At 72.8% G+C, this 20,208-nt stretch carries 21 protein-coding genes; 7 read left to right on the forward strand and 14 right to left on the reverse strand.

All coding sequences use genetic code 11. The features are described 5' to 3' along the window. Positions 1 to 92: 92 nt before the first annotated feature. Positions 93 to 794, forward strand: coding sequence for a trimeric intracellular cation channel family protein (locus tag ACDF64_RS14635; protein ID WP_394552086.1), 702 nt, complete (start codon positions 93 to 95; stop codon positions 792 to 794). Positions 795 to 820: 26 nt separating this feature from the next. On the opposite strand, the gene leuA is transcribed toward ACDF64_RS14635, so the two are convergent. From leuA to hrcA, 13 genes are all read right to left on the reverse strand, one after another. Then, positions 821 to 2,587, reverse strand: coding sequence for a 2-isopropylmalate synthase (gene leuA, locus ACDF64_RS14640; protein ID WP_394552087.1), 1,767 nt, complete (start codon positions 2,585 to 2,587; stop codon positions 821 to 823). 211 nt (positions 2,588 to 2,798) lie between these two features. Then, positions 2,799 to 4,196 (reverse strand): FtsX-like permease family protein, encoded by a 1,398-nt coding sequence (locus ACDF64_RS14645; protein ID WP_394552088.1) that lies wholly within the window; start codon positions 4,194 to 4,196, stop codon positions 2,799 to 2,801. After that, positions 4,193 to 4,954 carry an ABC transporter ATP-binding protein gene (locus ACDF64_RS14650; protein ID WP_394552089.1) on the reverse strand — a complete coding sequence of 254 codons (762 nt, stop codon included), beginning with the start codon at positions 4,952 to 4,954 and terminating at the stop codon, positions 4,193 to 4,195. Before ACDF64_RS14650 ends, ACDF64_RS14645 begins: the two co-directional genes overlap by 4 nt. Positions 4,955 to 5,044: 90 nt before the next feature. Next, a complete protein-coding gene (locus ACDF64_RS14655; protein WP_394552091.1) occupies positions 5,045 to 5,710 on the reverse strand; it encodes a response regulator in 666 nt (221 codons plus the stop codon). Beyond that, a complete protein-coding gene (locus tag ACDF64_RS14660) occupies positions 5,710 to 6,966 on the reverse strand; it encodes a sensor histidine kinase (RefSeq protein WP_394552092.1) in 1,257 nt (418 codons plus the stop codon). Before ACDF64_RS14660 ends, ACDF64_RS14655 begins: the two co-directional genes overlap by 1 nt. Positions 6,967 to 7,050: 84 nt before the next feature. Beyond that, positions 7,051 to 7,944 (reverse strand): GTPase Era, encoded by an 894-nt coding sequence (gene era, locus ACDF64_RS14665; protein WP_394552093.1) that lies wholly within the window; start codon positions 7,942 to 7,944, stop codon positions 7,051 to 7,053. Beyond that, a complete protein-coding gene (locus tag ACDF64_RS14670) occupies positions 7,937 to 9,250 on the reverse strand; it encodes a hemolysin family protein (RefSeq protein WP_394552094.1) in 1,314 nt (437 codons plus the stop codon). Before ACDF64_RS14670 ends, era begins: the two co-directional genes overlap by 8 nt. Positions 9,251 to 9,252: 2 nt before the next feature. Further along, on the reverse strand, positions 9,253 to 9,714 hold the full coding sequence (gene ybeY, locus ACDF64_RS14675) for an rRNA maturation RNase YbeY (protein WP_394552095.1): 462 nt from the start codon (positions 9,712 to 9,714) through the stop codon (positions 9,253 to 9,255). Positions 9,715 to 9,771: 57 nt separating this feature from the next. After that, on the reverse strand, positions 9,772 to 10,788 hold the full coding sequence (locus tag ACDF64_RS14680) for a PhoH family protein (RefSeq protein WP_394555160.1): 1,017 nt from the start codon (positions 10,786 to 10,788) through the stop codon (positions 9,772 to 9,774). Between the two features lie 106 nt (positions 10,789 to 10,894). Next, a complete protein-coding gene (locus ACDF64_RS14685; protein WP_394552096.1) occupies positions 10,895 to 11,257 on the reverse strand; it encodes a histidine triad nucleotide-binding protein in 363 nt (120 codons plus the stop codon). Between the two features lie 41 nt (positions 11,258 to 11,298). Continuing rightward, on the reverse strand, positions 11,299 to 12,033 hold the full coding sequence (locus tag ACDF64_RS14690; RefSeq protein WP_394552097.1) for a 16S rRNA (uracil(1498)-N(3))-methyltransferase: 735 nt from the start codon (positions 12,031 to 12,033) through the stop codon (positions 11,299 to 11,301). A 66-nt stretch (positions 12,034 to 12,099) separates the two neighbouring features. Beyond that, positions 12,100 to 13,203 (reverse strand): molecular chaperone DnaJ, encoded by a 1,104-nt coding sequence (dnaJ, locus tag ACDF64_RS14695; RefSeq protein WP_394552098.1) that lies wholly within the window; start codon positions 13,201 to 13,203, stop codon positions 12,100 to 12,102. Positions 13,204 to 13,249: 46 nt separating this feature from the next. Beyond that, entirely contained in the window at positions 13,250 to 14,272 is a 1,023-nt protein-coding gene (gene hrcA, locus ACDF64_RS14700) for a heat-inducible transcriptional repressor HrcA (RefSeq protein WP_394552099.1), read from the reverse strand. 182 nt (positions 14,273 to 14,454) lie between these two features. On the opposite strand from hrcA, the gene ACDF64_RS14705 reads away from it, so the two are divergent. From ACDF64_RS14705 to ACDF64_RS14730, 6 genes are all read left to right on the forward strand, one after another. Beyond that, positions 14,455 to 14,874, forward strand: a complete 420-nt coding sequence (locus ACDF64_RS14705; protein WP_394552100.1) for a DUF4870 domain-containing protein — start codon at positions 14,455 to 14,457, stop codon at positions 14,872 to 14,874. Positions 14,875 to 15,008: 134 nt separating this feature from the next. Then, a complete protein-coding gene (locus ACDF64_RS14710) occupies positions 15,009 to 15,461 on the forward strand; it encodes a DUF4870 domain-containing protein (protein WP_394552101.1) in 453 nt (150 codons plus the stop codon). A gap of 168 nt (positions 15,462 to 15,629) precedes the next feature. After that, the gene (locus ACDF64_RS14715) at positions 15,630 to 16,001 is read left to right on the forward strand and encodes a PadR family transcriptional regulator (protein WP_394552102.1); all 372 of its coding nucleotides are present in this window, start codon (positions 15,630 to 15,632) and stop codon (positions 15,999 to 16,001) included. Positions 16,002 to 16,012: 11 nt separating this feature from the next. Continuing rightward, complete coding sequence (locus tag ACDF64_RS14720; protein WP_394552103.1) at positions 16,013 to 16,918, forward strand: permease prefix domain 1-containing protein; 906 nt, start codon at positions 16,013 to 16,015, stop codon at positions 16,916 to 16,918. A gap of 114 nt (positions 16,919 to 17,032) precedes the next feature. Next, positions 17,033 to 18,085 carry an ATP-binding cassette domain-containing protein gene (locus tag ACDF64_RS14725; protein ID WP_394552104.1) on the forward strand — a complete coding sequence of 351 codons (1,053 nt, stop codon included), beginning with the start codon at positions 17,033 to 17,035 and terminating at the stop codon, positions 18,083 to 18,085. Then, positions 18,082 to 18,921, forward strand: coding sequence for an ABC transporter permease (locus tag ACDF64_RS14730; protein WP_394552105.1), 840 nt, complete (start codon positions 18,082 to 18,084; stop codon positions 18,919 to 18,921). The genes ACDF64_RS14725 and ACDF64_RS14730 overlap by 4 nt, the downstream gene beginning before the upstream one ends. 60 nt (positions 18,922 to 18,981) lie before the next feature. Here ACDF64_RS14730 and hemW read toward each other — a convergent pair whose 3' ends face one another. Further along, positions 18,982 to 20,208: a radical SAM family heme chaperone HemW gene (gene hemW / locus ACDF64_RS14735; RefSeq protein ID WP_394552106.1), complete on the reverse strand. Its 1,227-nt coding sequence runs from the start codon at positions 20,206 to 20,208 to the stop codon at positions 18,982 to 18,984.

Here is a 20,208-nt window from a genome sequence, read left to right on the forward strand (position 1 = left end):
CCCGCCTCCGGCGGCGACGGCAGCGGATGCCGCGTCGGAGGTCTCCGGCCGGGGCATCCGCCCGGAGCATCCGCGCGTGGTTCACTGTTCGCGTGGAAACCGCGCAGTTCACCATCCCGCTCTGGCTCGACCTCACGGCGGTCGCGCTCGGCGGCATCCAGGGCGCGCTCTTCGCCTCGGGGTTCCGCGGTGAACGACGGCTCGACCTGCTCGGCGTCGCGATCATCGGCATCCTGATCGGACTCGGCGGCGGCCTCATCCGCGACCTGCTGCTGGATGTCCCGCCCGCGAGCCTGCAGAACAACTGGTACCTCGTGACCGCGGTCGCCGCGTCACTGCTCGGCATGCTGCTCGCCGGCCCGCTGCGCCGGCTGAACGCCGTCATCGTCGGCCTCGACGCGCTCGTGATCGGCATGTTCGGCGCGTTCGGCACGAGCAAGGCGCTGAGCCTCGGCGTCCCGCCCGTTCCGGCGGTCTTCGTCGGCGTCGCGGCCGCGGTCGGCGGCGGCATCCTCCGCGACGTGCTGATGAGCCTGCCGGTCTCGATCATGCACGTCGGTTCGCTCTACGCCGTCGCAGCCGGCGTCGGCTGCATCGTGCTCACGGCGCTTCACCTGCTCGGCGTCCCGCTCACGATCGCCGGCGTCGTCGCGGTCGCCGTCACGACCCTCATCCGCTGGCTCGCGGTGATCTTCGACGTCTCGCTCCCGGAGCAGCGGATGCTCTACCGGCGGAAGGTGGCGACGGAGACCAGCGTGCTGCCGGTCATCCGCCGCCCCGAGTCCTCCGACTGACGTCCTCCGACTGACGGCGGCTGCGCTCAGCCGACCTCGACGAGCTCCGGCGCCGGCACGTGCCGCAGCGCGCGGTTCACGGCCGAGACCACCGCCTTCAGCGAGGCCGTCGAGATGTCGGCGTCGATGCCGACGCCCCACAGGGTGCGCCCGTCCACCTGGCACTCGACGTACGCCGCGGCCAGGGCGTCGCCGCCCGCGGACAGCGCGTGCTCGGTGTAGTCGAGGACCCGCACGTCGACGCCCTCGGCACCGAGCACCGACAGGAAGGCCGCGACAGGCCCGTTGCCCGTGCCGTCCGCCTCGAACCGGCGCTCGCCGTCGCGCAGGCCCGCCTTCACGCGCACCTCGCCCGTCAGTTCGCTCTCGGTGCGCAGGCTCAGCAGCTCGAACCGACCCCACTTCTCGTCGGGTCGCTCGGCCGGCGCGGGCAGGTACTCGTCGTGGAAGATCCGCCAGATCTCCTCGCTCGTGACCTCGCCGCCCTCGGCGTCGGTCTTTGCCTGGACGACGCCCGAGAACTCGATCTGCAGCCGACGCGGCAGGTCGAGCTTGCGGTCGGTCTTCAGCAGGTACGCGACGCCGCCCTTGCCCGACTGCGAGTTCACCCGGATGACCGCCTCGTACGAGCGGCCCAGGTCGCGCGGGTCGACCGGCAGGTACGGCACCGCCCACTCGAGGTCCTCGACCGGGATGCCCCGGCGCTCGGCCTCGGCGTCCATCGCCTCGAAGCCCTTCTTGATCGCGTCCTGGTGCGATCCCGAGAACGCCGTGTAGACGAGGTCGCCGGCCCACGGGCTGCGCTCGGGCACGGGCAGCTGGTTGCAGTACTCGGCCGTGCGCTTGATCTCGTCGATGTCCGAGAAGTCGATCTGCGGGTCGATGCCCTGCGTGAACAGGTTGATGCCGAGCGCCACCAGGTCGACGTTGCCGGTCCGCTCGCCGTTGCCGAACAGGCATCCCTCGATGCGGTCCGCACCGGCCAGGTAGCCGAGCTCGGCCGCCGCGACCGCGGTGCCGCGGTCGTTGTGCGGGTGCAGCGACAGGATGACGTTCTCACGGTGGGCCAGGTGCCGGCCCATCCACTCGATCGAGTCGGCGTACACGTTGGGCGTCGCCATCTCGACGGTGGCGGGCAGGTTGATGATGACCTTGCGCTCGGGAGTCGGCTCGAAGATCTCGATCACCTGGTTGCAGATGTCGACGGCGAACTCGAGCTCGGTGCCCGTGTACGACTCGGGCGAATACTCGTAGTAGACGGCGGTCTCCGGGACGGTCGCCTCCATCTCGCGGCACTTGCGGGCGCCGTGCAGCGCGATGTCGACGATGCCCTGCCGGTCGGTGCGGAAGACGACGTCCCGCTGCAGGATGCTCGTCGAGTTGTACAGGTGCACGATCGCCTGCTTCGCGCCCTTGATCGACTCGTAGGTCCGCTCGATCAGGTGGTCGCGCGCCTGCGTCAGCACCTGGATGGTGACGTCGTCGGGGATGGCGCCCTCCTCGATGAGGCTGCGCACGAAGTCGAAGTCGGTCTGGCTCGCGCTCGGGAAGCCGACCTCGATCTCCTTGTAGCCCATGCGCACCAGCAGGTCGAACATGACGCGCTTGCGCTCGGGGCTCATCGGGTCGATGAGGGCCTGGTTGCCGTCGCGCAGGTCGACGGCGCACCAGCGCGGCGCGACCTCGATGCGCTTGGACGGCCACGTGCGGTCCGGCAGGTCGACCGCGATCAGCTCGTGGAACGGACGGTACCGATGCACCGGCATCGACGACGGCTTCTGGGTGTTCTGCATTGCTCTGCTCTTCTCGCTTCAGTCTGGGATGTCAGCCGACGACGAACTCCGCAGCGAGGGAGGCCTGAGAACTAGGACTCGCTGCGGCAGCTAAGGAGAAGCAGGCCGTGAAGCACCCGTCAAGGCTAGCACCGAGCCTGCGGGGCACGGAACCGGCCGACCTTCCGTGACGCACGGGAGGTCGGCCGGCGGTTCGTCGGCGCGGCCCGCGTCAATCCACGGCGAGCGCGGCGACCGGCGAGATCCGCACGGCGCGGCGCGCGGGCGCCACCGAGGCGGCGAGCGTGAGCAGGACCGCGGACCCGACGATGATCGCCACGACCGCCCAGGGGACGGCGGGCGCGACGAAGCGCGGCTCCCCCGTCATCCCGCCGAGCAGGGACTGGGCGCCGAGCCATCCGTACACGGTGCCGAGGACGAGGCCGGTCGCGGTGGCCGCGACGGTGAGGGCTGCGGCCTCGGCGAGGATCATCCGCCGCACCTGGACGCGGTCGAAGCCGAGCGCGCGCAGCAGGCCGATCTCGCGCGTGCGCTGCAGCACGCTGATCGAGAGCGTGTTCACGAGCCCGACCGCCGCGATCACGGCGCTGAAGCCGACGAGCGCCGAGAACACGGCGACCGTGCCGTCGATGACGGGACCGATCGACTGCTCGAGCCGCTCCTGCGTGCTCATGACCTCGAGCATCGCCTGGCGGTACGACTCCATGGTGACCGAGAACATCGTGACGAGGGTCACGCCCACCACGAGCCCGATCGTCATGCGAGTGGCGCGCTCGGGGTGCCGCACCGCGTTCTCCGCGGCGAGGCGGGCCGGCGGCGTCGACCCGAGCGTGCGGCCGACGGCCCGCAGCACGCGGGGCATGATGCGATCGGCGACGAGCACGATGCCGGTGAACGAGAGGATGCCCCCGACGACGCCGATGAGCACGCCGCCGGGGTGCACGAGCCCGATCAGCGCTCCCCCGGCCAGCGCGAGCGCGCCGAGCGCGATGAGCGTGACGCCGACGGCGGTCCGTCCGACGCGGCGCGCGACCTCGTCGACCGAGGACGCGGCCGAGTTGCCGAGCGCCTCGGCGGGGCGCACCGCGAGCACGCGGCGCGAGCCGGTCCATGCGGCCAGCCACGTGGTGAGCACGACCGCGACCATCGGCACGAGGAGCACGGGCTCGAGGTAGCCGTAGTGGAAGGCGGGGATCGCCCCGACCGCGACGCAGACCTCGGCGATCGCCCACGCCGCTCCCGTGCCGATCAGCGCGCCGAGCACGGCGCCCGCCGCGCCGACCGCGAGCCCCTCGCGCGCGATCACCGCGCGCTGGGCGGCGGCGCTCGACCCGATGAGCCGCAGCAGGGCGATGACACGGGTGCGCCCGGCCACCACGGTCGCGACGGTGTTCGCGGTCGTCACCGCCGCGACGTAGACGGCGATCGCGATGAACGAGGTGGCGACGACCATGAGCATGACGGCGACGGTCGCGCTCGACCCGGTCACGTCATCGCCCGAGATGACGGCGGTGAGGATGCCCGTGACCTGCAGCAGCGCGACGCCGAAGCCCGAGGCGAGGACCGCGACGAGCAGTGTCGGCAGGTGCTCCCGGATGCCCCGGCTCACGCGGCCGCCTCCATCTGGAGCATGGTCGACGAGATCTCCTCGGGCGTGGAACGCCCCTGGTCGCGCACGATGCGGCCGTCGGCGAGGAAGAGGATGCGGTCGGCGTGGCTGGCGGCGATGGGGTCGTGCGTGACCATCGCGATCGCCTGGCCCGAGCGCGCGCTCGCGGTCGCGAGCAGCCCGAGCACCTCCCGGCCCGTGCGCGAGTCGAGGTTGCCGGTCGGCTCGTCCGCGAACACGAGGTCGGGGCGGGTCGCCAGCGCCCGCGCGATCGCGACGCGCTGCTGCTGCCCGCCCGACAGTTCGTGCGGGCGGTGGCCGAGGCGCGCCCGGAGCCCGAGGGTATCGATGAGCTCGTCGATCCAGGCCTGCTCGTCGCGCGTCGGCCGCCGACCGTCGAGCTCGAACGGCAGCAGCACGTTGCCGCGCACGTCGAGCGTCGGGACGAGGTTGAACGACTGGAAGACGAATCCGATGCGTCGCCGGCGGAGCACCGTGAGCGCGCTGTCGTCGAGGTCGGTGATGTCGGTGTCCCCGAGCCACACCCGGCCGCTGGTCGGGGTGTCCAGCCCGGCCATGAGGTGCATGAGCGTCGATTTCCCGGAGCCGCTCGGGCCCATGATCGCCGTGAACTCGCCGCGGCGGAGGCCGATCGACACGTCGTCGAGGGCGACGACCCCGCCCGCGCCGCCGCCGAAGCGCTTGCCGAGGCCGATCGCGCGGGCGATGAGTCCGAGGTCCGAAGGAGGATTCTGCATGCCTTCGACGCTAGGGACCGTCCGCGGGGCGGGGCATCCGCCGCCGGTCGGCTCCGGGTCATCCTGCAGGATGACCCGGAGCGACGACCCTCAGCCGGCCAGGTCGTGCTCGTAGGCGAACACCACGAGTTGCACGCGATCGCGCAGCCCGAGCTTCGCGAGGATTCGGCTCACGTGGGTCTTCACGGTGGCTTCGCTGAGGAACTCGCCCGCGGCGATCTCGGTGTTCGAGAGCCCGCGTGCGGCGAGCGCGAAGATCTCGCGCTCGCGCGGCGTGAGGCCGTCCCATGCGGGCGGTGCGGGGCGTCGGCCGCGCCCCCGGCCGACGTGCGCGAAGAGCTCGCGCGTCGCCGTCGCAGCGAGGACGGCGTTGCCCCGGTGCACCGTGCGGATCGCGGCGAGGAGGAACTCCGGCTCGGCGTCCTTCAGCACGAACCCGCTCGCGCCCGCGCGGATCGCGCGTGCGGCGTTCTCGTCGAGGTCGAAGGTCGTGAGCACGACGATCCGCGGCGGCGTCCGCCCGGCCGCCTCGGCGTCGGCGAGGATCCGCTCGGTCGCCGCGATCCCGTCGAGGCGGGGCATCCGCACATCCATGAGCACGACGTCGGGCGCGGCCTGCGCGGCGAGCGCGACGGCCGCGGCGCCGTCGGCCGCCTCGCCGGCGAACACGAGGTCGGGCTGGGACTCCAGGAGCATCCGGATGCCCGCACGGAACAGCGCCTGGTCGTCGACGAGCGCGACGCGGATGCGTTCCATCAGGCGTCCACCCGCGCTGCGGTCGGGATGCCGGCCCGCACGGCGAAGCGCGTGGGGTCGGCTTCGATCACGAGCGTCCCGCCCGCGAGCTGGGCGCGCTCGCGCATGCCGGGGATGCCGTGCCGGAGCGATCGCGGCTCGTCGGCGGCGGCATCCTCGGGCCGGACCGCGTTCTCGACCAGGATGCCCACCGACGTCTCCCCCCACTCGAGCTCGAGCCGGACCGGCTGCGCCGTGTCGCCGTGTCGGAGCGCGTTCGTGAGCGCCTCCTGCACGATGCGGTAGATCGCGATCTCGTGCGGCGCCCCGAGCGGCACCCGGTCGCCGTGCTCGGCGAACTCCAGCACGAGTCCCGTCGCGCGCATGCGCTCGACGAGCTCGCCCAGGTCGTCGACGGCGGGCTGCGGCGCACCGCCCTCGGCGTGCCGGAGCTCGGCGAGCAGCAGGCGCACGTCGCCGAGCGCACCGCGCGCGACGCCGGCGATCGTGCCGAGCGCGTCGGCCGCGGCCTCGGGGCGTGCGCGCGCCGCGAACCGCGCCCCGTCGGCCTGCGCGATGACGACGGCGAGCGAGTGCGCGACGACGTCGTGCATGTCGCGCGCGATGCGGTTGCGCTCCTGCTCGACCACGAACCGGTACTCGGCGAGCTCGCGCTCGCGGGTCGCGACCTCCTCGCGTCGGCGGATCTCGCGCCCGTCGCGGACGGCGCGGACGAGCAGGCCCGCCGTCCACGCCAGCACGAGGACGGCGAGCGAGCTGACGAACAGGAACAGCACGAGCAGCAGCGTCCGCATCCCGCCCGTCGCCCCGGCGTCCCCCGGGCCCGCGAAGAACGTCTTCGCCACCCCCAGGTACGCGGTCGCGACGATCGCACCGCCGCACGCCGATGCGAGGCCGACCCACTTGAGGGTCCGGCCGCCGTGCGCGGCCGTCGAGTAGAGCACGCCGATCACCGCGAGGTCGTACGGCTGCAGGTCGCGCAACGCCGCCATCTGCACGATCGCGGCCGCCCACGCGATCCCGAGCGACCACGCGGGCGCGAACCGCCGGACCGAGAGCGCGGCCGTGAACCCGACGAGCGCGACGAGGTCTGCCGCGTTCCCGAGGAGCGCGAACGGAAGGCAGACGAGCCCGAACGCGACCGCGGCGACGACGTCGACCCGGAGGCGCCGTCGGCGCCGCGCCGGGTCCACGGGATCGAGCCGGGCGGCCGGTGGATCCGGTCGGCGGCGAACGGGGGCCGGGGCGGTGCTCATCGTCCCACCGTACGCGCGGGCCCACGCCCGCCGAGTGCCGCCTCGGGCGGAATCATCCTCCGGATGTACGCGGGCCCGGCCGGCTCAGAACCCGAGCCGCCCGAGCTGCTTGGGGTCGCGCTGCCAGTCCTTCGCGACCTTCACGTGCAATGACAGGAAGACCTTCCGGCCGAGCAGTCCCTGGATCTGCGCGCGTGCGGTCGCCCCGACCTCCTTGAGCCTGGCGCCGCCCTTGCCGATGATGATGCCTTTCTGGCTGTCGCGCTCGACGTAGACCGTCGCGAACACGTCGACGAGGTCCTTGCCCTCGCGTTCGTTCAGCTCGTCGACGACGACCGCGATCGAGTGCGGCAGTTCGTCCGACACGCCCTCGAGCGCCGCCTCCCGCACGAACTCGGCGATCCGCTCGGTCACGTCCTCGTCGGTGAGCGTCTCGGCCGGGTACAGCGGGTGGGATGCCTCCGGCATGAGCGCGAGGAGCTCGGCGACGAGGACGTCGAGCTGTTCGCCGCGCGGCGCCGACACGGGGATGATCGTCGCCCATTCGCGCAGCTTCGAGACCGCGAGCAGCTGCTCGGCGACCTTCGCCTTCGACGCGGCATCCGTCTTCGTGACGATCGCGACCTTCGTCGCGTGCGGGTACTGCTCGAGCTGCTCGCTGATGAATCGGTCGCCGGGGCCGATCGCCTCGTTGGCGGGCACGCAGAACGCGATGACGTCGACGTCGCCGAGCGTGGTCTGCACGAGCGAGTTGAGCCGCTCGCCGAGGAGCGTGCGGGGCCGGTGCAGCCCCGGCGTGTCGACCAGGATCAGCTGGCCCTCCTCCCGGTGGACGATGCCGCGGATGGCCCGGCGGGTCGTCTGCGGCTTCGAGCTCGTGATGGCGACCTTCTCGCCGACGAGCGCGTTGGTGAGCGTGGACTTGCCCACGTTGGGGCGTCCCACGAAGGACACGAATCCGGCACGGTACTCAGTCACGACCGTTCCCTCCCTCCGTGCCGCGATCGAATGCGGCACGAGCGTCGATGAGCGCCTGGTCGGCCCAGGCGAGGATGGTGGCGATGCGACGGCGGCGGCCCTCGATGCGCTCGGCCTCGAGCAGGAGGCCCGAGACGTGGACTCGGACGCCGGGCTCGGGCAGCCGGCCGAGCTCCTTCGCGAGGAGGCCGCCGACGGAGTCGACGTCGTCGTCCTCGAGCTCGATGCCGAAGAGCTCGCCGAGCTCGTCGATCGGCAGCCGGGCGTTCACGCGGAAGCGGCCGTCGCCGAGGTCCTCGACCTGCACGGCCTCGCGGTCGTACTCGTCGGAGATGTCGCCGACGAGCTCCTCGATGAGGTCCTCGAGCGTGACGAGGCCCGCGATGCCGCCGTACTCGTCGACGACCATCGCGAGGTGCGTCTTCTCGGCCTGCATCTGCTCGAGGAGCGCGTCCGCGCGCATCGACTCGGGCACGAACGCCGCCCGGCGCACCACGCCCTCGACCGTGAGCGCCTCGGCGGCGGCGGGCTGCTCGAACGCGACCCGCGCGACGTCGCGCAGGTACAGCACGCCGATCACGTCGTCGGCGTCGCGCCCGACGACCGGGATGCGCGAGTAGCCCGCCCTGAGGAACACCGCCATCGCGTGCGCGAGGCTCGCGGACGCGTCGAGCGTGACCATGTCGGTGCGCGGCACCATCACCTCGCGCACGACGGTCTCGCTGAACTCGAAGATCGAGTGGATGAGCGCGCGGTCGCCCTCCTCGAGCACCTCGTGCTCGGCCGCGTCGTCGACGATGCTGAGCAGCTGCTCCTCGCTGGAGACCCCCGCGAACCGGAGCCGCCCGGGCGTGACCCGGTTGCCGAGCGCGACGAGCCCCGCCGCGATCGGGCCGAGGAGCACCCGGATCGAGTGCACGATGGGCGCCGCGAACCGCAGGACGCCGCGCGCGTGCATGCGCCCGACGCTGCGCGGGCTCGCGCCGACGAGCACGAACGAGACCGCCGTCATGATGAGCGCGGACCAGAGCAGCACGAGCCAGACGTCGTCGATGAACGACGTGAACGCGATCGTCACGAGCACCGCGGCGGTCGTCTCGGAGAGGATCCGGCTGAAGTTGACGGTGTTGACGTGCGGCCCGGTGTCGTCGGCGATGGCCAGGAGCGAGCGGCGGGCGCGGGCGCCGTGCGCGAGCTCGAGGAGGTCGTTGCGCGAGACTACGCCGAGCGCCGCGTCGACCGCGGCCATGAGGCCGCCGAATCCGACGAGCACGAACGCCGCGGCGAGGAAGAGCCAGGGCTGCATCGTCAGCGGCGCCGCTCCTGCATGGCGAAGCCCACGAGGATGTCCCGCTGGATGCCGAACATCTCCTTCTCCTCATCGGGCTCGGCGTGGTCGAAGCCGAGCAGGTGCAGGATGCCATGGGTCGTGAGCAGCTGGAGCTCGTCGAGGAGCGAGTGGCCGGCGGTCTTCGCCTGCGACTCGGCGACCTGCGGGCACAGCACCACGTCGCCGAGCAGGCCGGGCGGGGCGGGCTGGTCCTCGGTGCCGGGCCGGAGCTCGTCCATCGGGAAGCTGAGCACGTCGGTGGGGCCGGGCTCGTCCATCCACTGCACGTGGAGCTGCTCCATCGCGCCCTCGTCGACGAGCACGATCGCGAGCTCGGCGTCGGGGTGCACGTGCATCGCGTCGAGGGCGTACACGGCGAGCCGCTGGATGGCGGCCTCGTCGACCTCGATCGCGGACTCGTTGTTGATCTCGATGCTCACGGGGTCCCCTTCGGTGGGCGCGGTGTCGAACGTGCGGTCTGTCGCGGCATCCGCGGGTCAGCCCCGTGGCCGGGGCGGCTGGTGGTCGCGCGGGGCGCGTCCGCGACGCTCCGCGCGGTTCGCGAACTCGCGGGCCTGCTCGCGTTCGAACCGCTGCGCCTGCGTGCGCTGGTCGAACTCGGTGTACGCGTCGACGATGCGGCCGACGAGCGAGTGGCGGACGACGTCGTCGCTCGTCAGCCGCGTGAAGTGGATGTCGTCGATGCCGTCGAGGATGCGGGTGACGAGCCGGAGCCCGGATGCCCCGGTCGGCAGGTCGACCTGCGTGACATCTCCGGTCACGACCATCTTCGAGCCGAACCCGAGGCGCGTGAGGAACATCTTCATCTGCTCGGGCGTCGTGTTCTGCGCCTCGTCGAGCACGACGAACGAGTCGTTGAGCGTGCGGCCGCGCATGTACGCGAGCGGGGCGACCTCGACGGTGCCCGAGGCGAGCAGCTTCGGCACGAGCTCGGGGTCCATCATCTCGTTCAGCGCGTCGTAGAGCGGGCGCAGGTACGGGTCGATCTTGTCGGTGAGCGTGCCGGGCAGGAACCCGAGCCGCTCGCCCGCCTCGACGGCCGGCCGGGTCAGGATGATCCGGCTGACCTCCTTGCGCTGGAGCGCCTGGACGGCCTTCGCCATCGCGAGGTAGGTCTTGCCCGTGCCCGCCGGGCCGATGCCGAACACGATGGTGTGCTCGTCGATCGCGTCGACGTACTCGCGCTGCCCCGCGGTCTTCGGCCGGATCGAGCGCCCCCGGCTCGAGACGATGACCTGGCCGAGCAGCTCGGACGGGCGTGCGCCCGGGTCCTGGTCGAGGATGCGGGCCGACGTGCGCACTTCGGTCGGCGTCGGGTCCTGCCCGTTGCGCACGAGCTCGAGGAGCTCCTCGATGAGCCGCCGCACGCGCAGGCGCTCGTCGGCATCGCCGCGGATCGCGATCTCGTTGCCGCGCACGTGCACGGTCACGCCCGGGTACTCGCGCTGGATGCTCGTGAGGAGCCGGTCCTGCGGGCCGAGCAGGCGCACCATGGCGACGCCGTCGATGCTGAGCCGCTCCTCCGACGCCGACGCGGCGTCGCCGCCCGGAACCTCGGGGAGGCCGGTGGGCGCCTCGCCGCCCTGCGGGCGCGAGCCGTCAGGCGCCGGCAAGCGATGCCTCCTCGAGGCCGCCCGCGAGCACGTGCGCGTGCACGTGGAAGACGGTCTGGCCGCCGCCGGGGCCGGTGTTGAAGACGAGGCGGTAGTCGCCGTCGCCGAGCTCGGACGCGACCCCGCGCGCGACCTCGACGACCTCGGCGAGCAGGCCGGGGTCGCCGGCCGCGAGCGCGGCGACGTCGCGGTAGTCGCCCGACTTCGGCGTGACGATCACGTGCACGGGGGCCTTCGGCGCGATGTCGTGGAACGCGATGACGCGGTCGGTCTCGGCGACGATGCGCGCGGGGATCTCGCGCGCGGCGATCCGCTCGAAGATCGTCGGCCGTTCCACGGGTTCGCTCATCCCTCCATCGTAGCGAGCCGACCGGTGCGGCGAGCCGGGCCTCACCACCGCCCGAGGCGGGCGCTGAGCACGGCGATCGCGGCCGGCCCGGCCGTCGAGGTGCGCAGCACGGATGCCCCGAGCCGGACCGGCTCGGCACCGGCGGCCGCGAGCCGGTCGAGCTCGGCCGGGGCGATGCCGCCCTCGGGGCCCACGACGAGCGCGACCGAGCGCTCGTCGGGCACGAGGTCGGTGAGCCGGACCGTCGCGGTCGGCTCGAGGAGGAGGATCCGGGCCCCGTCGAGCCGCGCGGGCAGCTGCCCCGTGGTCGCGAGCTCGTCGACGTCCGGCAGCCACGCCCGGATCGACTGCTTCGTCGCCTCGCGCACGATGGCCGCCCACCGCTGGCGGCCCTTCGCGGCCTTCGGGCCGTCCCACCGCGAGACCGATCGGGCGGCCGCCCACGGGATCACGCGGTCGACGCCGAGCTCGGTGGCCGCCTGCACCGCGAGCTCGTCGCGATCGCCCTTCGCGAGCGCCTGCACGAGGGTCAGCCTGACGCCGGGTGCGGCCTCGGCCGAGGCATCCTCGACCTCGAGCTCCAGCTCGCGCGGCTCGGCGCGGACGACGGGCCCGCGGACCACGCGGCCGCGCCCGTCGCCGATCGCGACGTGCTCGCCCACGCGGACGCGCGCGACAGACACCGCGTGGCGCGCCTCGTCGCCCGCGAGGAGGACGCGGTCGCCCGCGGCGACCCCCGCGAGGTCGAGCGATTCGTCGAGGTAGAGGCTGCTCATCGGGTCATCCGCTCGTCCGTGTCATCGGTTCGTCCGGGTCATCGGTTCGTCCGGGTCATCCGCCGGTCACCCCAGGAACCGGTCCCGGAGCCGAGCGAAGAGCCCTTGGTGGAAGTGCGTGAGCTCGGGCGCCAGTGGCTTGCGCGCCGCGGCGAGCTGCTCGACGAGCTGGCGCTCCTTGTGCGTGAGCTTGGTCGGCGTGAGCACCTGGACGCCGATCCGGAGGTCGCCGCGGCCCGCGCCGCGCAGGCGCCCGACGCCGCGGTCCTTCACCGTGAGCACCTCGCCGGACTGCGAGCCGGGCTTCAGCTCGACCTCGACGTCGCCGTCGAGCGCCGCGACGTTCGCCGTCGTGCCGAGGATCGCGTCGGTCATCTGCACCTGGAGCGTGCAGAGCAGGTCGTCGCCGTCGCGGCTGAACACGTCGTGGTTGCGGACCTTGATCTCGAGGTAGAGGTCGCCGTTCGGGCCGCCCGCCGGGCCCGTCTCGCCGGAACCGGGCATCTGCAGGCGGAGTCCGGTGTCCACGCCCGCGGGGATGTCGACCGGGACCGTGCGCCGCGCGCGCACGCGACCCTGCCCCTGGCAGGTCACGCACGGCGTCTGGATGATCGTGCCGTAGCCGCGGCAGGTGCCGCACGGGCTCGAGGTCATCACGTTGCCGAGCAGCGAGCGCACCGTGCGGTTGATCGACCCGGTGCCGCGGCAGATGTCGCACGTGACCGGCGCGGTGCCGGGCTGGCAGCACGAGCCGTTGCAGGTCTCGCACAGGATCGCCGTGTCGACCTCGAGGTCGCGGTGCGTGCCGAAGATCACCTCGTCGAGGCCGACCTCGACGCGGATGAGCGCGTCCTGGCCGCGCTCCCGGCGGCTGCGCGGGCCCCGCGACTGCTGGCCGCCGCCGAAGAACGTCTCGAAGATGTCGCCGAACCCGCCGAAGCCCTGCGCGCCGCCGAAGCCGCCGCCCTGCCCGCCGAGGTCGTACTGCTGGCGCTGCTTCGGGTCGCTGAGCACGTCGTACGCGTGCGTGACCTCCTTGAAGCGCTCGGATGCCTCGGCGCCGGGGTTCACGTCGGGGTGCAGCTCTCGCGCGAGCCGCCGGTACGCCTTCTTGATCTCGTCTTGCGTGGCCTCGCGCGAGACGCCGAGGACCTCGTAGTGGTCTGCCACGGAGGGCGGTTCCTTTCATCGGAGCGGCGGAGCTCGTCCGCCGCGGTCAGTGCTCGCCGAGCGTGCGCGACAGGTAGCGCGCGACGGCCCGGACGGCCGCCATGCCGGCGGAGTAGTCCATGCGGGTGGGGCCCACGATCCCGAGGCGGGAGACGTCGCGCCCGGGCACGGCGAAGGCCGTCGACACCACGGACGTGTCGGCGAGGCCGTACGACGCGTTCTCCCGGCCGATCCGCACCGCGATGCCGTGCGGGTCGGCGGCCATCTCGCCGAAGAGCCGCAGGAGGACCACCTGCTCCTCGATCGCCTCGATCACGTCGAGGATCGAACCCGAGAAGTCCTGCTCGGTGCGCACGAGGTTCGCGGCGCCGGCGACCACGAGCCGGTCGCTCCGCTGCGCGCGCGCCTGCTCGGCGAGCGTCAGCGCCAGCGTGTGGAGCACCGCGGCGTGCCGTGGATCGGCGGTCTCGAGCTCGCCCGACAGCACCGCGGCCGCCTCGGACAAGGTGAGACCCGCGGCGACCCGGTTGAGCCCGACCCGGAGGTCGGCGAGCGTCGTCTCGTCGACCTCGTCGGCGAGCTCGGCGAGGCGCTGCTCGACCTGGCCGGAGTTCGTGATGAGGATGCACAGCACCCTGGTCGGCGCGAGCTGGACGAGCTCGACGTGCCGGACGCGTGCGCTCGCGAAGCTCGGCACCTGCACGACCGCGAGCTGGTTGGTGAGCTGCGCGACGAGCCGGACCGTGCGCGAGAGCAGTTCGTCGAGGTCGGCGGACTCGCCGAGGAAGGTCTCGATGGCGTGCCGCTGCGCCTGGCTCATGGGGCGGACCTCGGTGAGCTGGTCGACGAACACGCGGTAGCCCTTGTCGGTCGGGATGCGACCGGACGAGGTGTGCGGGGCGACGATCAGCTCCTCCTCCTCGAGGAGCGCCATGTCGTTGCGGATCGTCGCGGCGGACACGCCGAACGCGTGGCGGTCGACGATCGTCTTCGAGCCGACCGGCTCGCGCGATGCAACGTAGTCCTGGACGATTGCGCGGAGCACCGCGAGACCTCGTTCGGAGACCACGGCCTCTCCTTTCCGGGACGTCTGGCACTCACTCAGGTTGAGTGCCAATCCTATCGCGTCACTCAGGGACAGCACCGTTGCCCGCGCCCGACGCACGGCGCTAGGTTTTCACAAGTCCGCCACGTCCCGGCGGAGGCCGCCTCCCCCGCGGCCACCCTCCAGTGCCCGAAAGGCCAATGCACATGTCCGACCAGAACCACGCACCCGATGCCGGCGCGGCCGGCGCCCCCCAGCCCGCGACCGCCTCGCCGCTCACCCAGGAGCAGGACCAGCAGTGGGCGTCGTTCGCCCACCTCGGCGGCATCCTCGGCTTCCTCCCGTCGCTGATCATCTGGCTCGTGTTCAAGGACCGCGGCCGGTTCACCGACGTCGAGGCCAAGGAGGCGCTGAACTTCCAGATCACCGCCACGATCGCGTACGTCGCGATCCTCGTGATCAACTCGATCCTCACCGCGGTGACGTTCGGGATCTGGGCCTTCATCGGCTGGCTGCTGCCGACCGCCCTCTGGGTCGCCGTGATCATCTTCTCGATCCAGGGCTTCCTCAAGGCCAAGGACGGCACCCACTACCGCTACCCGTTCGCCATCCGCCTCATCAAGTAGTCGCGGAACCGGGCGGACGACCGCCCACGGACCGGAACGCGCGCCGCGGGAGTGCCATCTCCCGCGGCGCGCGTTTTCATGCCAGCATGTGACCATCGCTCGTTTTCCGCGCAGCCGATCCCGAGGAGGGCATCATGTCAGACGCAACTCCGCCTCCCCCGCCGCCGGGGCCCCCGACGCCGCCCGCGGGACCGCCTCCCGGCTCGCCGCCTCCGCCCCCGCCCGGACCGCCCGGCTCGAACCCGTACCAGCAGAGCGCCCCGCTCAGCCCGTCGGACGAGAAGCTCTGGGCCACGCTGATCCACATCGGCGGCGCCCTGTTCAACTTCCTCCCGGCGCTCATCGGCTACCTCGTCCTCAAGGACAAGGGACCCTTCATCCGGGAGCACACCGCGACGGCGTTGAACTTCCAGCTGACCGTGCTCATCGCGTACATCGTGAGCTTCGCGCTCTCGTTCATCCTGATCGGCCTGGTGCTGTGGTTCGCGGTCTGGGCCGTGAACATCATCTTCTGCATCCTCGCCGCGGTGAAGGCCAACCAGGGCCAGCCGTACACCTACCCGCTCGCGATCAAGTTCGTGCACTGAGCATCCGCTCGATGCCCTGAACCGCGGTCGCGTCCGACCGACCGAAGCCCGTCCCGGCACCGCCGGGATGGGCTTCGTGCTGCCCCGGATGGCTCCCCTGCCGCGTGCTCACGCGTACTGCTCATCCAGTACTTGATCAGATCTACTACATCAGATACAGTACTAGTCATGACAGACAACGCCGCCCCGGTGGCCGACGACGCATTCGCCGCCGACCTCCTGCGCGGGCACACCGACACGATCGTGCTCGGGGTGCTGCGCGGGGGCGACCGCTACGGCTTCGAGATCTACAAGACGATCCGCGACGCCACCGGCGGCCGCTACGAGATCAAGGAGGCGACCCTCTACGCCACCTACCGCCGCCTGCTGAAGGACGGCCTCGCCGAGGCCTACTGGGGCGACGAGAGCCAGGGCGGCCGCCGCAAGTACTACCGCATCACGGATGCCGGGCGGGCCGTGTACCGCCGCAACGTCGCCGCGTGGGCCGCCACGCGCGACATCATCGACTCCCTGCTCGCGGGCACCGCCGCCGAGCGCTGAAAGGCCAGACCATGACTCCCACCGACCACGTCCCCGGCGCCGCCGTCCACCGCCTCCTCGACGAGGCGTTCGCCGAGATCGCGGTGACCCCCGAGACCCTCGACCTGAAGGAGGAGATCCGCGGCAACCTCGTCGCCCGGGCCGCCGAGCTCGAGGCCGCGGGTCGGCCTCCCGCCGACGCCGCACGCACCGCGATCGCCGAGCTCGGCGACCTCCGGGAGCTGGTCGGCGACGACCAGGAGCCCGGCTCCGGCGCGCCGGCCACGCAGGCGGCCCTCGCCGCCCGCAACCGCGTGCGGCCGAATCCGGCGTTCGTGGTCCGCGTCACGCTGCTCTCCGTCGTGGCCGCCGCCTGCCTCATCCTGCTCGTGCTCGGGCTGCTCGGGATCCTCGCGACCTCGGCGGCGCTCGCGCTCGGACTCGCGGTCGCCGCGGGCGCCGCGCTCGGCATCGTCACGGGCGACGCGCTCCACCAGGAGACGAGCACCGACCACCCCATGCCCGCCGCCCGAGCGGCCGGCTACGGGCTCGCGACGGGCCTGGTGATCGCCGCGCTCGGGGTCGCCGCCGTCCTCGTCGTCGCCGGAGCCGACCTGCTGTGGCTGCTCGCGCCCGGCGTGGCCGCGCTCGCGTCCGTCGCCGTCTTCGGCTACCTCGGAGCGACCCAGACCAACCGGCACAAGCCGTGGGTCCTCGGCCACCGGTCCGACACCGAGGCCGTCGACGCGTTCAGCACCGACCCGGCCGCCGCCGCACGGTTCGGCATCTACACGGTCGTCCTCTGGACGGTGACCGCCGCGGTGTTCGTCGTGCTCGGCTTCACGGTGGGCTGGGGCTGGGCGCTGCTCGGCATCGTGGCGGGCTTCGCGGCCTGGTTCATCCTGCTCGCCCGGATGCTGTTCCCGCCCAAGCGCTGACGCGCCGCGGCGCGCGCCGCACCCCGCGCACCACGCACCGCACTCGACCGGCGACGCACGTCGCCGGCATCCCCCGACCCCTTCGATCACCTCGATCCGCCACAGGAGCACGACATGACCTCCTCCTCCCCTGCCCGCGCGCCGCATGGCGGCGCCGGGACCGCACCCGCGATCGCCACCGAGGCGCTCCGGAAGACCTATCGCACCGGCCGCGGCGCCCCGCCCGTCGAAGCCCTCCGCGGCCTCGACCTCGAGGTGCCCGCCGGCAGCGTCACGGGCCTGCTCGGCCCGAACGGCGCGGGCAAGTCCACCACCACGAAGATCCTGACGACGCTCACGCTCCCGACCTCCGGGACGGCTCGCGTCGGCGGCCACGACGTGACCGCCGAGCCCGCCCGCGTTCGCGCGCTGATCGGGTACGTCTCGCAGGGCGCGAGCACCGACCCGCTGCTCACCGCCGAGGAGAACCTCGCCCTCGCGGCCCGACTGCGCGGCATGAACCGACCCGACGCGCAGGACCGCGCGCGGCGCCTCCTCGCCGAGTTCGGGCTCGCCGACGCCGCGCGCCGGCCGGTCGCGAAGTTCAGCGGCGGGATGCGCCGTCGGCTCGACGTCGCGGCGGCCCTCACGCACCGGCCGTCCGTCCTGTTCCTCGACGAGCCGACGACGGGCCTGGACCCCGAGTCGCGCGCCGCGATGTGGGCCGAGATCCGGCGCCTCGCCGGCGAGGACTCGCTGACCGTGGTGCTGACGACGCACTACCTCGAGGAGGCCGACCGCCTCGCCGACTCGCTCGTGATCATCGACCACGGCGTCGAGGTCGTCTCGGGCACGCCCACCGAGCTCAAGTCGGCCCTGCACGGCGACACCGTGCGGGTCGAGCTCCACGAGCCCGACGCCGTGGCGGTCCGCACGGCCGTCGACGGCCTCCCGGGGCTGCGCGACCTCCTGGTCGAGGTCGCCGGCACCGGCGGATCGCTCGTCGCGCGGACCGACCACGGCGGGGACGCCGTCGGCGCGGTCGTCTCGGCGCTCACCGCCGCCGGCATTCCCTTCGGCGCGGTCGCGGTCTCCGCTCCCAGCCTCGACGACGTGTACCTCCACCACGTCGGCCACACCTTCGCGGCCGGCGACGGCGCGACCGACCGGGAAGGAGCCGCGGCATGACCGCCACGCTCGCCTCCGCAGCACCGACGCCCGCCGCGATCCGCCCCGCGGGGTGGTTCACGCAGACCGGACAGGTCTTCCGCCGGTGGATCACGACGACCGCGCGCCAGGCGTGGGGCCCGGTCATGAGCCTCCTCCAGCCGGTGATCTGGATCCTGCTGTTCGGGCAGGTGTTCACCTCGCTCGGCGCGCTCCCGGCGTTCGGGGCGGACGGCTACCTCCCCTACCTCGTTCCGGGCGTGCTCATGATGACCGTGCTCTACTCGGGCGCCTGGGCCGGGACCGGCTACCTCGACGACATCCGCTCGGGCGTCATGGACCAGCTGCTCACCGCGCCGATCGCGCGCACCGCGATCGTCACCGGCCAACTGCTCCAGCAGCTCGTGATCAACCTGCTGCAGTCGGCGATCGTGCTCGCCATCGGCTTCGCGGGCGGCGCGCGGTACCCGGGCGGCGTCGGCGGGGTCGCGCTCGCGCTCGTCGCGGCGAGCCTGCTCGCGGCCGCGTTCTGCTCGATGTCGACCGCGGTCGCGCTCACGACCCGCAGCCAGGTCGCGCTCATCGGGCTCTCGCAGACGATCGTGCTGCCCGCGACCTTCCTGTCCACGACGATGATGCCCGCCGAGCTCCTGCCCGACTGGATCGCGTCGATCGCCGCCTGGAACCCGTTGACCTGGGCGGTCGAGGTCGGCCGGGCCGGACTCGACGGCAGCGCGTTCGACGGCAGCGGCGACGCCGCGCTCGTGCTCGGCCGGCTCGGCCTGCTCGCCGCCCTCGCCGGACTCGCGTTCTGGTGGTCGGTCTCGTCGCTCCGGAGCTACCAGCGGTCGATCTGACGCGCGGGCCGCGCCCGAGGATGCCTCCGGCACGCCGACGCGTGCGCTCCGGCGGGCGGCTCAGCCGTCGAGCAACCGGCGCACGACCGCGTCGGCCAGCAGCCGCCCTCGGCGGGTGAGCGTGAGCCGCCCGCCGAGGGCGGCTTTCGCGTCGACGAGCCCGTCGGCGATCAGCCCGGCGACCGCGTGACGCCCGCCCGCGTGCAGCGACGCCACCGCGATGCCCTCGCGGATCCGGGTCAGCAGCAGCACGCGCTCGGTCTCCCGCGTCGGCCCGTCGAGCGTCTCGCGCCCGACCGCGGGCGAGACGCCGCCGGCGATCCGCTCGGCATACGCGGCGGGATGCTTCGCGTTCCACCAGCGGATGCCGCCGACGTGGCTGTGCGCGCCGGGGCCGACGCCCCACCAGTCGTCGCCCCGCCAGTAACCGAGGTTGTGCCGGGATCGGTGCGAGGCATCCGTCGCCCAGTTCGAGACCTCGTACCACTCGTAGCCGGCGGCGGCGAACAGGTCGTCGGCCAGTTCGTACATGTCGGCCTCGAGGTCGTCGTCTGGCTGCGCGAGCTCGCCGCGGCGGATCTGCCGGTGCAGCTTCGTGCCCTCCTCGACGATGAGCGCGTACGCGCTCACGTGGTCGGGGCGCTCGGCGACGACGGCCTCGACGCTGCGGCGCCAGTCGGCGAGCGACTCCCCCGGCGTGCCGTAGATGAGGTCGAGGCTCACGTCGAGGCCCGCGTCCCGCGCCCAGCCGACGACGAGCGGGACGCGCGCGGGATCGTGCGTGCGGTCGAGCGCGGCGAGCACGTGCGGCACGGCGGACTGCATGCCGAACGAGACGCGCGTGAACCCGCCGTCGGCGAGCGCCCGGAGGTCGTCGGGCCCGACCGAGTCCGGGTTCGCCTCGGTCGTGACCTCGGCGCCCGGCGCGAGGCCGAACTCGTCGCGCACCGCGCCGAGCATCCGGACGAGGTCGGCGGCAGGCAGCAGCGTCGGCGTGCCGCCGCCGAAGAAGACGGTGGATGCCTCGCGCACCGCGACGCCCGACGCTGCGAGCACGGATGCCCCGAACCGGACCTCGCCGATCGCCTGGTCGGCGTAGTCCTCCTGCCGGGCGCCGCGGAGCTCGCCCGACGTGTACGTGTTGAAGTCGCAGTACCCGCAGCGGACCCGGCAGAACGGGACGTGCAGGTAGACGCCGAACGCGCGGTCGCGCGCGCCGTCCGCGGCCGACGACGGGAGGAGTCCGTCGGCGGGCGCCGGCTCGCCGAGGGGAAGCGGACCGCCCAT

It is taken from the genome of Agromyces sp. MMS24-JH15, assembly GCF_043518605.1.
Lineage (GTDB): Bacteria > Actinomycetota > Actinomycetes > Actinomycetales > Microbacteriaceae > Agromyces.

Coding starts and splice junctions, on each gene's coding strand:
- ACDF64_RS14710 (WP_394552101.1), top strand. CDS start 15,009: ATGTCAGACGCAACTCCGCCTCCCCCGCCGCCGGGGCCCCCGACGCCG.
- leuA (WP_394552087.1), bottom strand. CDS start 2,587: ATGCAGAACACCCAGAAGCCGTCGTCGATGCCGGTGCATCGGTACCGT.
- ACDF64_RS14690 (WP_394552097.1), bottom strand. CDS start 12,033: ATGAGCAGCCTCTACCTCGACGAATCGCTCGACCTCGCGGGGGTCGCC.
- ACDF64_RS14730 (WP_394552105.1), top strand. CDS start 18,082: ATGACCGCCACGCTCGCCTCCGCAGCACCGACGCCCGCCGCGATCCGC.
- ACDF64_RS14660 (WP_394552092.1), bottom strand. CDS start 6,966: ATGAGCACCGCCCCGGCCCCCGTTCGCCGCCGACCGGATCCACCGGCC.
- ACDF64_RS14725 (WP_394552104.1), top strand. CDS start 17,033: ATGACCTCCTCCTCCCCTGCCCGCGCGCCGCATGGCGGCGCCGGGACC.
- ACDF64_RS14720 (WP_394552103.1), top strand. CDS start 16,013: ATGACTCCCACCGACCACGTCCCCGGCGCCGCCGTCCACCGCCTCCTC.
- ACDF64_RS14715 (WP_394552102.1), top strand. CDS start 15,630: ATGACAGACAACGCCGCCCCGGTGGCCGACGACGCATTCGCCGCCGAC.
- ACDF64_RS14685 (WP_394552096.1), bottom strand. CDS start 11,257: ATGAGCGAACCCGTGGAACGGCCGACGATCTTCGAGCGGATCGCCGCG.
- ACDF64_RS14655 (WP_394552091.1), bottom strand. CDS start 5,710: ATGGAACGCATCCGCGTCGCGCTCGTCGACGACCAGGCGCTGTTCCGT.
- ACDF64_RS14705 (WP_394552100.1), top strand. CDS start 14,455: ATGTCCGACCAGAACCACGCACCCGATGCCGGCGCGGCCGGCGCCCCC.
- ACDF64_RS14680 (WP_394555160.1), bottom strand. CDS start 10,788: ATGGTGCGCCTGCTCGGCCCGCAGGACCGGCTCCTCACGAGCATCCAG.
- hemW (WP_394552106.1), bottom strand. CDS start 20,208: ATGGGCGGTCCGCTTCCCCTCGGCGAGCCGGCGCCCGCCGACGGACTC.
- ACDF64_RS14670 (WP_394552094.1), bottom strand. CDS start 9,250: ATGCAGCCCTGGCTCTTCCTCGCCGCGGCGTTCGTGCTCGTCGGATTC.
- ACDF64_RS14650 (WP_394552089.1), bottom strand. CDS start 4,954: ATGCAGAATCCTCCTTCGGACCTCGGACTCATCGCCCGCGCGATCGGC.